At 31.2% G+C, this 12,418-nt stretch carries 10 protein-coding genes; 4 read left to right on the forward strand and 6 right to left on the reverse strand.

From position 1 onward, the window contains the following. Positions 1 to 17 precede the first annotated feature (17 nt). The 6 genes from V7R38_RS01280 to V7R38_RS01305 all read right to left on the reverse strand — a co-directional run bounded on the left by V7R38_RS01280 (position 18) and on the right by V7R38_RS01305 (position 4,492). Positions 18 to 497, reverse strand: a complete 480-nt coding sequence (locus tag V7R38_RS01280) for a DNA-deoxyinosine glycosylase (protein WP_334055712.1) — start codon at positions 495 to 497, stop codon at positions 18 to 20. Continuing rightward, entirely contained in the window at positions 497 to 1,285 is a 789-nt protein-coding gene (trpC, locus tag V7R38_RS01285; RefSeq protein ID WP_334055713.1) for an indole-3-glycerol phosphate synthase TrpC, read from the reverse strand. Before trpC ends, V7R38_RS01280 begins: the two co-directional genes overlap by 1 nt. A gap of 10 nt (positions 1,286 to 1,295) precedes the next feature. Next, entirely contained in the window at positions 1,296 to 1,466 is a 171-nt protein-coding gene (locus tag V7R38_RS01290; RefSeq protein WP_334055714.1) for a hypothetical protein, read from the reverse strand. After that, complete coding sequence (gene trpD / locus V7R38_RS01295; protein ID WP_334055715.1) at positions 1,467 to 2,456, reverse strand: anthranilate phosphoribosyltransferase; 990 nt, start codon at positions 2,454 to 2,456, stop codon at positions 1,467 to 1,469. It abuts the gene before it with no gap. Further along, positions 2,453 to 3,031, reverse strand: a complete 579-nt coding sequence (locus V7R38_RS01300; protein WP_334055716.1) for an anthranilate synthase component II — start codon at positions 3,029 to 3,031, stop codon at positions 2,453 to 2,455. The genes trpD and V7R38_RS01300 overlap by 4 nt, the downstream gene beginning before the upstream one ends. Before the next feature lie 69 nt (positions 3,032 to 3,100). Next, positions 3,101 to 4,492 (reverse strand): anthranilate synthase component I family protein, encoded by a 1,392-nt coding sequence (locus tag V7R38_RS01305; protein WP_334055717.1) that lies wholly within the window; start codon positions 4,490 to 4,492, stop codon positions 3,101 to 3,103. Positions 4,493 to 5,160: 668 nt separating this feature from the next. On the opposite strand from V7R38_RS01305, the gene V7R38_RS01310 reads away from it, so the two are divergent. The 4 genes from V7R38_RS01310 (at position 5,161) to gyrB (ending at position 12,388) form a co-directional block, all read left to right on the forward strand. Continuing rightward, positions 5,161 to 5,427, forward strand: a complete 267-nt coding sequence (locus tag V7R38_RS01310; protein WP_334055718.1) for a hypothetical protein — start codon at positions 5,161 to 5,163, stop codon at positions 5,425 to 5,427. Between the two features lie 2 nt (positions 5,428 to 5,429). After that, positions 5,430 to 6,830, forward strand: a complete 1,401-nt coding sequence (locus V7R38_RS01315; protein ID WP_334055719.1) for an amidase family protein — start codon at positions 5,430 to 5,432, stop codon at positions 6,828 to 6,830. Next, positions 6,830 to 10,168: a bifunctional amidotransferase subunit GatB/aspartate--tRNA ligase AspS gene (gene gatB/aspS / locus V7R38_RS01320; protein ID WP_334055720.1), complete on the forward strand. Its 3,339-nt coding sequence runs from the start codon at positions 6,830 to 6,832 to the stop codon at positions 10,166 to 10,168. The genes V7R38_RS01315 and gatB/aspS overlap by 1 nt, the downstream gene beginning before the upstream one ends. A gap of 282 nt (positions 10,169 to 10,450) precedes the next feature. Further along, on the forward strand, positions 10,451 to 12,388 hold the full coding sequence (gene gyrB, locus V7R38_RS01325; protein ID WP_334055721.1) for a DNA topoisomerase (ATP-hydrolyzing) subunit B: 1,938 nt from the start codon (positions 10,451 to 10,453) through the stop codon (positions 12,386 to 12,388). Positions 12,389 to 12,418 lie beyond the last annotated feature (30 nt).

Raw genomic sequence — 12,418 nt, forward strand, 5'->3', positions numbered from 1 at the left:
TCCACACACTTTTAATTTCATATGATTGTTTCTTTCCAATTATTTAATTTTTCTCTAAACGAAAACCTTGTGTTTGCAGGACTTGTAGATAAAACTACCTCGTAAATAATGCCTTCAATTTTACTAAAATGTTTAAAATATAAATCATGCGCTTTTTGTCCGTTGAAAATTATTTGTTTTACTGACGGAAACATTTCAACAATTTCATTTACAGGATTTGGAACTTCATTTTTCACATTTTGAGCTCCTGGTTTTACACGTTCTCCAGATTCAATAATATCCCAAACTGCAATATGATTTCGTTTCAACAAATCCATTCTTTCAGCGTAGTTATTGCTAAAAACTTCTTCTGTTAGCTCGTAAATAATCTTCCAAAATGAATTTCCATTATTAGCATAATACTCTTGTTTCCTTAACTCTAGATTCCCTGGTTTTGTTCCTAAAATAAAAATAGTAGGATTATGAGGTAAAACAGGATCTAAAGAAACTCGTTCCATTATTTAATCTGATTAATAAAGTCTTGACAAGCTTCTCCTGGGTTATCAGTTTTCATAAAATTCTCTCCTATCAAAAACCCTTGAAAGCCGTATTCTTTTAATCCTGTAATAATTCTAGGATCAGATATTCCACTTTCTGATACCTTTATACAAGTATCTGGAATTTGATTTGCTAATTTTATAGAATGATCTAAATCAACTTCAAAAGTTTTTAAATTACGATTGTTAATACCAATAATTTTATTATCTAAATCCGATATTTTATCTAAGTCTTCTTGAGTATGCACTTCATACAAGACCTCTAAACCTAAATCTGTTGCTAAATTTCCATAATTCTTTAGCTCTGCTGATGTTAAGCACGCTGCAATTAATAAAATTACATCTGCACCAATAGCTTTAGCTTCTACAATCTGAAATCCATCAACTACAAAATCTTTTCTTAAAATCGGCTTAACTTGGTTGATTACTCTGGCCTCCATTAAATCTGCCATCGTTCCTCCAAAAAAAGAAGTATCTGTTAAAATAGATTGGGCTGCTACATTTGCATCTAAGTAACCATTGGTTACTTCTGCAATAGTTGCTTTATCATTAATAATACCTTTAGAAGGCGATTGACGCTTAAACTCAGCTATAATTCCTGTAGAACCAACTTCTAATAAAGATTTTTTTAGAGAAATTGGTGTTCTTTTAAACTTCGGACTTTCTACTAATTTTTTAACAGGAACATCTGCCTTTATTTTAGCAATTTCCTTCTTTTTAAATGCGATTATTTTATCTAAAATTGTCATTATATCGACTTTATTTATTCATTTTATTATTTCGAAATCTTAATATAAGAAAAGCTATAAAACCTACTATTAAACCAATAATTCCTTGTTTAAGAATACCACCTGTTTGAATGCCAATGGCCATACCAACAAATAAAAAAGCTGGAATAATTAAATACAAATTATTGTTTTTCTTAGACATTTATAACTGTATTAATTTGGTTAAACAAGCTTTTGCTTTACCTCCAAATAGAGCGTTTTTTGCTTCTTCAAAAGCCTGGTTAAAACCTTTTGTATCATCTACAATTTGTAAGGCAAAAGCAGCATTCGTAAGCACCACATTATTTTGCGCTTCTGTACCTTCACCTTCTAGAATAGTTTTGAAAATTTTTGCTGCATCCGCAACTGAATTACCTCCAAAAATTTCTGATTGTTGAATTCTCTTTTGTCCTAAATCTTCAGGATTAATTAAAGACTCGCCTTTCTTCGAAAAGAACTTAAATCCGCTTGTTAATGAAATTTCATCATAACCATCTAAAGCATGAATAATTCCGTAATTAATATCTTCATCTTGCAAAATATAATTGTACAAACGTGCAACTTCTAAATTAAAGGTTCCTAACATATGATTCTTAGGAGAACTTGGGTTAACTAATGGCCCAAGCATATTAAAAAACGTTTTTAACTTTAAAGCTTTTCTTGTTGGACCTACAGCTTTCATAGCTGGATGAAATTTTGGTGCATGCAAAAAGCAAATATTAGCTTTCTCTAAATGCTCTTTTAAAATGTTTTCATCATTTGTAAATTGATAACCAAAACTCTCTAACATGTCTGAAGAACCAGATTGAGAAGAAACAGAATAATTACCATGTTTTGCTACTTTTTGTCCTGTTCCTGCTACAATAAAAGAAGTTAATGTAGAAATATTGAATGTATCTTTTCCATCACCTCCAGTACCAACAATATCAATGGTGTTATAATCTGAAAAATCGACTTTAATGGCCAATTCTTTTAAGGCATCTCTAAAACCAGAAAGTTCGTCAACCGTTATTGGTCTCATCATAAAAACAGTCATAAATGAAGCCAAATGGGCGTCATTATATTTTTCTGAAGCAATATCTTTTAAAATTTGTTTGGCTTCAGATTTTGTTAATCGTTGATGGTTGTATAACTTATTTAAGATTGCTTTCATTTAGAATTTGCATTGATAAAGTTTGTTACTAATTGCTCACCCACTTCTGTTAAGATTGATTCAGGATGAAATTGTACTGCAGATATTGGGTAGGCAACATGCTCAATTGCTTGTATTAGACCTTCCTCATCTCTTGCTGTTACTTTTAATTCAGCAGGAAAACCTTCATCTGTAGCTGCCCAAGAATGGTAACGTGCAGCAAGAAAAGTTTTAGGAATATCTTTAAAAATAACTGCATTTTCATCTGAAACCTCCATCTCTGTAGCTACACCATGATACACATCATTTAAATTGATAATTGTACCACCAAAAACTTCCGTAATTGCCTGTAGCCCAAGACACACTCCAAATATTGGTTTTACACCAGCATAGGTTTTAATTACCTCTTTTAAAATTCCGGCTTCTTCAGGAATACCAGGACCAGGAGATAACATAATGAGATCGTAGTTGTCTACATCTGCTATACTGATTTCATCATTTCTAAAAACTGCAGGATAAGTACCTGTAATTTCTTCAACCATGTGCACCAAATTATAGGTGAATGAATCGTAATTATCTATTATTAATATTTTCATTTTTAAAAGCTCTTGACTTTTGCTCTTGACTTTTAACAAATTGCTAAAAGTCGAAAACGAAAAGCTGTTTTATATATTTTCTGCTAAAATTAGCGCCTTTTTCAAAGCAGCCAATTTGTTATTTACTTCTTGTAATTCTTTTTCTTCATCAGAATGAATTACGATTCCTGCTCCTGCTTGGTAATACAAAGTTTTATTTTTACTTACGAAAGAACGAATTGCAATTGCCAAGTTTACAGAACCATCTAAACCAATAATACCAACTGCACCACCATAAAAACCTCTAGATTGATTTTCGTACCTATCTATTAATTGCATGGCTTTATATTTTGGAGCACCACTTAAAGTTCCTGCAGGAAAAGTATCTCCAACAATTTCTATAGGATTGCCTTTTAATTGACCAGTTACAGTAGATACTAAATGTATAACATGACTAAAATATTGCACTTCTTTAAATACCTCTACCTCCACTTGGTCTGCATGTTTGCTTAAATCATTTCTTGCCAAATCTACCAACATTACATGCTCTGCTGTTTCTTTTTGATCTTCAGATAACTTTTTACCTAACTGAATATCTTTAGCCATATCTCCTGTTCTTCTAAAAGTACCAGCAATAGGATTTATAGTTGCTTTACCTGCAGAAATTTTTATCTGTGCTTCTGGTGAAGAACCCATTAATTTAAAAGAACCGTAATCAAAATAAAACAAATAAGGAGAAGGATTGATAGAACGTAAAGCTCTATATACATTAAACTCATCTCCTTTAAATTTTTGTTGAAATTGGCGCGATAAAACCAGCTGAAAAACATCGCCTCTTTTACAATGAGCTTTTGCCTTCCTTACATATTCAATAAACTCATCTCCTTTAACATTAGAGGTTTCATCACCCACAATATCAAAAGAATGTGTATTAAATGCTTGTGCATCTATCAGAGTTTGAATTTCTTTGATTCTAGATTTTGTACCTTCTTCAATATTCTCGATTAAGGTCATTTCATCATTAAAATGATTAATGGCAATAATAAATCTGTAAAAACTGTACTGCATTAAAGGTATTGCAGAAGGAGCCTCATGTACTGTTAATTCGATGTTTTCAAAATACTGAACTGAATCATAGGTAGTGTAACCATACAATCCATTAAACGATTTCAATTCTGAAGGACAGTCTAGCTCTATGGTTTTACTATACTTTTGGAATATTTCATTGAAATTTCTACCAATTTCTTCATTTGCAATCTCTAAACCTTTATGAGAAAAACTCAAATGATGATTTTCAGCTTTAATAGACACAATAGGTTCAATAGCAATAAACGTGAAACTTTCGTCTTTACTATGATAGTCTGAACTCTCTAGTAAAAGCGTATTCGCATACTTATCTCTAAATCGTAAATACAAAACAACAGGAGTTATGGTATCTGCAATTTTAGTTTTATGAATTGTTTTAAATTTTATATTCTTCATTGTATTGAATTGAAAAAGGCTTATCGTGAGATAAGCCTTTTTAATATATTTTTACATACAGGTATAGTCTCACTTATTAGTTAAGAGAGTTCCACCACCAAGATATGTTTATACTGTTTTTCATTATGTTACAAAGGTAAAAATGGTTTTTTATTTGCGCAAATTATATAGGATATATTTTAAGAATTTAAGAATTTTAAAACAGAACTAAAGATTTTAGAACATTTAATTACATATTATAACTATAATTTTAAAATAACTAAAAATATGAAACCGATTTATATATAAAGGTTTAAAAGTAATAGTATAGTTTGTTTATTTACAGCTCCGAACTTATGTTGGATTTGAATTTAATGAATTAAAAGAATGCGCTATTAATTTTACTATAAATTTTTAGTGCATTTTCTTAAAATTATTGCCAAATTAATAGTAATCATTAAGATAATTATTAAAACAATAAGTCTTAAATAAAATCAATGAAAATCGATTTTTGTAGCATTCATTCTATATATATTTGCCAATATAAAGTAACAAACAAAAATGAAAATTATTAATAACAATCTTAATTTCATCAATCCTAATTATTAGGACTGGAAGGTTGTTGTTAATTCAGATATAAATATAACCTTCCTAATTGGAAGGTTTTTTTATGAACTAAAATTAAAGAAATGAGTAAAATTATGACTGTAGACATTTTGTCTAGTATTAAAGGAGCTCAGCCTTCAGAGGCTGTCAATAAATTATTTGATGTAATTAAAAATGCCAATTCAAATAATAACTCAATTAATACAAATCATAATAATGCAGTTTCTATAGATGATTTAAGAAGTGATGTAGTAATTGATAGCTCAAGTATAGAAAAAGCCATTATTATTGAAAATTTTCCTAAAGAAAAGAATGGCTATTTAGTAGTTTCTAAAGTAATTGAAGAATAATTATGGAGTCGCAAATACATAAAATTCATCAACAACTGATGAACAAAGAAATAACTTGTACCAAATTGGTTCAAGATCGATTAGACTTACTAAAAGCAAATACTTACAACACTGTAAATTCACTTTTAGAGGAAAAAGCTTTGGATTTAGCCAATAAAGTAGATGCTAAAATTGCAAAAGGAGAATCCATTGGTTTATTAGAAGGGATTCCTTTTGGAATTAAGGATGTTTATATGGTTCAAGGAACCTTAACAACTGCTAGTTCTGATTTACTAAAAAATTATAAATCTGCCTATACAGCAACAGCCATTCAAAAATTATTAGATGCAGGTGCAATCCCATTAGTAAAAGAAAACTGTGATTCTTTTGGTCATGGTTCATCCTCTGAAAACACCATTTTTGGTGCTGTTAAAAATGCTCTAAATCCAGATTTAGTTGGCGGTGGTTCTAGTGGAGGATCTGCAGTTAACGTTGCAAAAGAGCATACTGTTTTTTCAATTGGAGGAGATACTGGTGGTTCTATTCGTCAGCCTGCAGGTTATAATAATGTATACGGATTTAAACCAACTTATGGTAGAATTTCAAGATTTGGATTAATGGCCTATGCATCTTCTACAGATTGTGTTGGTCCAATCGCAAAATCTACTGAAGATATCAGAATTGTTTTAAATGTTATGAGTGGTAAAGATGTAAAAGACCAAACTACATTTCATTCAGAAAGTATATCTAAAGAAAGTACTCTAAAAACTGATGGCATCAAAACCATTGGTTATTTTAAAAACTTTGTAGATAGTGATGCTATTGATGTTCAAGTAAAAACTGATTTTTTAGCATCAATAGAAAAAATAAAATCCAAAGGTATAAAAGTAAAAGAACTAGATTTCTTTGAATCTCACACCTTAGTTTCTACCTATTATACTTTGGCAATGGCAGAAACCGCTTCTAATTTATCAAGATTAGATGGCACAAATTATGGTGTTAGAATTGAAGGCGAAAATTTAAAAGACACTTATGCTATTACACGTTCAGAAAACTTTTCTGAGGAATCTAAAAGAAGAATTGTAGGTGGAAATCAAGTATTATCTCAAGGTTTTTCTGATGAAATTTATTTAAAAGGATTGAATTTAAGAAATCAAATTGCTGATAATTTCGAAAAAGATTTCAAAGAAGTAGATATCATATTATCACCTGTTACACCTTCTACTCCACCAAAAATTGGAGACAGCTTAAAAGATCCTTTGGCTATGTATTTATCTGATGCCTATACTGTTGGTTTTAGCCTAGGACAATTACCAACGTTAACCATACCAAAAGGAACATCAACTGGGTTGCAAATTTCAGCAGCTAAAAAAAACGATGAACTTGTACTACAATTTGCTAATTTCTTAAATGATTTGATATAATGGAGCTAGAGAAATTAAATGATTTATTAAAAAAATACGAGCTTGAACTCGTAATCGGTTTAGAAACCCACGTACGTTTAAACACAAAATCGAAGTTGTTTTGTTCTTGTGCAAACCAAGAAACAACGCAACCAAATACCAATATTTGCTCTGTTTGTACAGGACAAATGGGCGTTTTACCATCTATAAACAAAGAAGCAATTACCAAAGCAATTTACTTTGGAAAAGCTGTGAAATCTACTTTCGAAAATGAGGTGATTTCTTGGGATCGTAAACATTACGAATACCCAGATAATCCTAAAAATATACAAATTACTCAATTTCATAATCCTGTAATTCCTGATGGACAAGTTTCTTGTTTTAGAAATGATGGATCGCAATTTACGGTAAACTTAACGCAAGTTCATATTGAAGAAGATGCTGCAAAATTAATGCACGAAAAGAAAGTTTCTTTGGTCGATTTTAACAAAGCAGGTGTTCCTTTAATTGAGATTGTTACAGAGCCTTGTATTCGTCATATAGAAGACGCATCTACTTATGCACAGTATATTCAGAGAATCGTTCAGAATTTAAAAATCTCTGAAGCAAATTTGGAGAAAGGGGAATTTAAATCTGATGTTTCTGTATCACTTAGAAAAAAACACAGCTATAATTTAAATCCACGTACAGAAATCAAAAACTTGAATTCTTTTAAGTTTATGATTGAGGCTTTAAAAGAAGAAGTTGAAAAACAACTGAATTACTATATAGATCATAAAGAATTTAGACCAGACCAAACCACAGTTTTGTTTGATGCAGATTTAAAGCAAACCAAAACAATGCGTAAAAAGGAGTTTGAAGCAGATTATCGTTTTATTTCTGAGCCAGATTTGCCTTTTGTTAACATCAAAAATGTTGTAGAAACCATTGATGTTGATATTAGTTCTTTGCCTTTTGCTGTAGAATCTATTTTGATAAAAGGAGGAGTTTTACCTCAAGATGCTAAGTTTTTTACGGCAGATTCTCTACGTTCAGAAACTTTTATTGCAATTAATAACGTGATAAAAGATCCTTCTTTTGTGGCTAAAACTTTGGTAAATAATATTGCTGCTGATGAATATGCCAATATTCATAATGTAGATCAGTTGGTTGAAATTTTTCATTTATTTAAAGCCGATAAAATTACTTCTGTTTTAGTACAAAATGGAATTACAAGATATTTAAAAGATAGAACTTTCGATTACAATAAATATTTTGAAGATAATACCATTTCTGAAGATAAAATTAAAGATGCAGTATCTAAAGTAATTTCTGAAAACGAAGCTATTGCTAACGATATTAAAGCTGGAAACCAAGGTAAAGCCGGAATTTTAGTTGGTAAGGTTATTAAAATTATTGGAAAAGGTGCTTCTGGAAAAGTGATTCGTGAAGAGATTCTTAACGCTGTAAGTGATTCTCCTTTAGCTGTTGGTCAAGAACCAAAAGCTAAAGACCAAAAGCAAAAAGCAAATAACGAAAAGCAACAAAAAAGTACTGATAACCAAGAGTTGCAACAAACTCCCATAATAATCAAGGATAACTACAGAACCCATAAAATATCAGATTTATCTGATGATTCTATCAATATAGAAGTAACATTATCTGGTTGGGTTTCTAGTGTTCGAGATCATGGAGAGTTAATTTTTATCGATTTAAGAGATTCTAGCAATCAAGTTTTTCAAGTTCGTTTAAGTAGAGAAACTTTTCCGAATTTAGATGAATTGGTAAAACTGAAACCAGAAACTGTAATTATGGTTACTGGAGTTGTAGTTCAGAGAAGAGAAGACGATTACAATTCAGGTTTAAGAACTGGTAAAATTGAGCTTGAAACAGCTGCTTTAGAAATTTTAAATCTATCTAAAACATTGCCTTTTGAAATAAAAAGAGCAATGAAAACAAATGAAACTACTCGTTTTCAATATAAATTTTTAGATCATAGAAATGATGAAGTTCGCAAAGCAATTGTAAACAGACATAGGGTAATTAAGTTACTACGTGATATTTTAGATGAAGAAGAGTTTTTAGAAATAGAAACGCCAATTTTAACAGCAGGTACAGATGAAGGTGCAAGAGAATTTATTGTACCAACCAGAAAACAAGCAGGCTCTTTTTACACATTACCACAAGCGCCTCAGCAATTTAAACAAATGTTAATGGTAGGTGGTTTTGAAAAATACTTCCAAATTGCACGTTGTTTTAGAGATGAAGATTCCAGAGGTGATAGACAACCAGAATTTACACAGTTAGATATTGAAATGGCATACGCAAGTATGCAACAGATTATCGATTTAAACACCAAAATGTTTAACGAAATTGTAAAGAAAATTTATGGTAAAAAATGGATTTTACGTCCTTTTGAAGTAATCACCTACAAAGAAGCCATGGATAAATATGGTTGTGATAGACCAGATTTACGTTATGGTTTAGAAATGCAAGATATTACTGACATTGTAAAAGACACCACTTTTCAAGTTTTTAGTAAACCTATTGATGATGGTGGAATTGTAAAATGTATTAAAGTTTCTGCTGGTGAACAAGGCAACAAACGTATGTCTAAAGGACAAATAGAAAACTTGACTACCATTGCGCAACAACATGGTTTAGGAGGATTAGCGTATATCATTGTAAATGAAAATGATTTGCAATCGCCAATTATTAAGTTTTTAGGCGAAGAAATTGCAGCCAATATTATAAAAGCAACTGATGCTCAAATTGGAGATATCGTATTTTTCTCTGCTGCAGATTATGCTACAGCAAACAAAGCTTTAGATGCTGTTCGTCAAGAAATGGGACGTATTTTAAAATTGATAAATCCGAAGGAATTAAGACCTGCTTGGGTGGTAGATTTTCCAATGTTCGAAAAAACAGATGAAGGCAGATGGACGTTTACACACAATCCATTCTCAATGCCAGCTGTTTACGATTTAGAAAAACACATGAATGGTAAAGAGGACGAAATAGGAACAATCATCGCACAACAATACGATTTAATTTTAAATGGTTATGAAATTGGTGGTGGATCTGTTCGTGCACATAAATCAGAAATTTTAGAAGCAACCTATAAAAATATGGGTTATAATAAAGAGGAAATGCTAAAGAGTGTTGGAACCATGTATAAAGCGTTTCAATATGGGGCACCTCCTCATGGAGGTATTGCTTGGGGTGTAGATAGGCTAATGATGATTTTAGAGAAAAAAGCTTCTATTAGAGAAGTAATGGCTTTCCCAAAAACAGGAACATCAGAAGATTTGCTGTTTAATGCTCCTTCTATTTTATCCGATAAAAAAGTTGAGGAAATGAATGTGAAAATCATAAAGTAAAACCAATCCTCCAACCTTAAACAATTCGATTGTTTAAAACCTCGCATTTGCGAGGTTTTTTTTATGAATTCATTTTTCAATGAAAAATAAAAATTTCAAAATAAGCCTAAATCGACTTTTTAGACCTTTTAAGCCACTTTCTTGTTTTTTAACAAATGTTGATAATTTAAAGACAAGATTGCTAAAAAAGCTTTAAAATCAGTTTAAAAATTGTAAATTTGATTTTACACTTTTGTCATTCTTGACAATAATTATCAACCTAAAATAAAATTCACTTTTATAATGAGCGAAGAAAAAAAACATAGTTATGATGCGTCCAGTATTCAGGCATTAGAAGGTATGGAGCATGTTAGAATGCGCCCTTCTATGTATATTGGAGATGTTGGTATTAGAGGTTTACATCATTTAGTTTATGAAGTTGTAGATAACTCTATTGATGAAGCAATGGGTGGTTATTGTGATACTATAGAGGTTACAATTAACGAAGATAATTCTATTACTACCAAAGATAATGGACGTGGAATTCCTGTTGGTTTACATAAAAAAGAAGGCGTTTCTGCATTACAAGTTGTAATGACAAAAATTGGTGCTGGTGGTAAATTCGATAAAGATTCTTATAAGGTTTCTGGAGGTTTACATGGTGTTGGTGTTTCTTGTGTTAATGCATTATCAGATCACTTAACAGCTACAGTACATAAAGAAGGTAAAATTTGGCAGCAAGAGTATGAACGAGGAAAAACTTTATATCCTGTTAAAACTATTGGAGACACAGATTTTACAGGTACAATTGTTACTTTTTTACCAGACAAATCTATATTTACACAAAGTACAGAGTACAATTACGAGACTCTTGCTACAAGAATGCGTGAATTAGCGTATTTAAATAAAGGAATAACAATCACCTTAACTGATAAAAGAAACAAAGATGATGAAGGAAACTTAATTTCAGAAACTTTTCACTCAAACAAAGGTTTACCAGAATTTATTGAGTATTTAGATTCTACTCGTGAGCAATTAATTGCAAACGTAATTTCTATGGAAGGTGAGAAAAACGGAATTCCTGTAGAAGTTGCTATGGTTTACAACACTTCATACGCAGAAAATTTGCATTCTTATGTAAACAACATTAATACGCATGAAGGTGGTACTCACCTATCAGGTTTTAGACGTGGTTTAACAGGAACTTTAAAGAAATATGCAGACGAATCAGGTTTACTTAAAAATGTAAAATTTGATATTGCTGGTGATGATTTTAGAGAAGGTTTAACTGCAATTGTTTCTGTAAAAGTAGCAGAACCGCAATTTGAAGGACAAACAAAAACCAAATTAGGAAATAGAGAAGTAACTTCTGCAGTATCTCAGGCTGTATCTGAAATGCTTACAGATTATTTAGAAGAAAATCCTAATGATGCAAAAACCATTGTACAAAAAGTAATTTTAGCAGCCACTGCAAGACATGCAGCTAGAAAAGCAAGAGACATGGTGCAACGTAAAAGCGTAATGTCTATTGGTGGTTTACCTGGTAAATTATCTGACTGTTCAGAAACTGATCCTGCTCAATGTGAAATTTTCTTAGTTGAGGGAGATTCTGCAGGTGGAACAGCTAAACAAGGTAGAGATAGAAACTTTCAGGCCATACTTCCACTTCGTGGTAAAATCTTGAATGTAGAAAAAGCAATGCAACATAAAGTTTTTGAAAACGAAGAAATCAAAAACATGTTTACAGCTTTAGGGGTTTCAATTGGTACAGAAGAAGATCCAAGAGCATTAAACTTATCAAAAATAAGATACCATAAAGTAGTTATTATGTGTGATGCCGATGTTGATGGTTCTCACATTGCTACTTTAATTTTAACATTCTTCTTTAGATATATGAAAGAAATGGTTGAGCAAGGCTACATTTATATCGCTACTCCTCCATTATATTTAGTAAAAAAAGGTCAAAAGAGACAATATGCCTGGGATGATGATCAACGAGATTTAATTGCCCAACAAATGGGTGGTTCTGTAACCATACAACGTTACAAGGGTCTTGGAGAGATGAATGCAGAGCAATTATGGGATACTACTATGAATCCTGAATTTAGAACTTTAAGAAAGGTAGTTATTGATAGCCCAACAGAAGCAGATAGAGTATTTTCTATGCTTATGGGTGATGAAGTACCACCAAGAAGAGACTTTATAGAAAGAAATGCAAAATATGCCAATATAGACGTTTAAGATACTCTATATGAAATACTTTATACACAC

Origin of the sequence: Polaribacter sp. P097 (assembly GCF_036864555.1) — a bacterium.
Taxonomy (GTDB): Bacteria; Bacteroidota; Bacteroidia; order Flavobacteriales; family Flavobacteriaceae; genus Polaribacter.

Coding starts and splice junctions, on each gene's coding strand:
- trpC (WP_334055713.1), bottom strand. CDS start 1,285: ATGACAATTTTAGATAAAATAATCGCATTTAAAAAGAAGGAAATTGCT.
- gyrB (WP_334055721.1), top strand. CDS start 10,451: ATGAGCGAAGAAAAAAAACATAGTTATGATGCGTCCAGTATTCAGGCA.
- trpD (WP_334055715.1), bottom strand. CDS start 2,456: ATGAAAGCAATCTTAAATAAGTTATACAACCATCAACGATTAACAAAA.
- gatB/aspS (WP_334055720.1), top strand. CDS start 6,830: ATGGAGCTAGAGAAATTAAATGATTTATTAAAAAAATACGAGCTTGAA.
- V7R38_RS01315 (WP_334055719.1), top strand. CDS start 5,430: ATGGAGTCGCAAATACATAAAATTCATCAACAACTGATGAACAAAGAA.
- V7R38_RS01300 (WP_334055716.1), bottom strand. CDS start 3,031: ATGAAAATATTAATAATAGATAATTACGATTCATTCACCTATAATTTG.
- V7R38_RS01305 (WP_334055717.1), bottom strand. CDS start 4,492: ATGAAGAATATAAAATTTAAAACAATTCATAAAACTAAAATTGCAGAT.
- V7R38_RS01310 (WP_334055718.1), top strand. CDS start 5,161: ATGAGTAAAATTATGACTGTAGACATTTTGTCTAGTATTAAAGGAGCT.
- V7R38_RS01290 (WP_334055714.1), bottom strand. CDS start 1,466: ATGTCTAAGAAAAACAATAATTTGTATTTAATTATTCCAGCTTTTTTA.
- V7R38_RS01280 (WP_334055712.1), bottom strand. CDS start 497: ATGGAACGAGTTTCTTTAGATCCTGTTTTACCTCATAATCCTACTATT.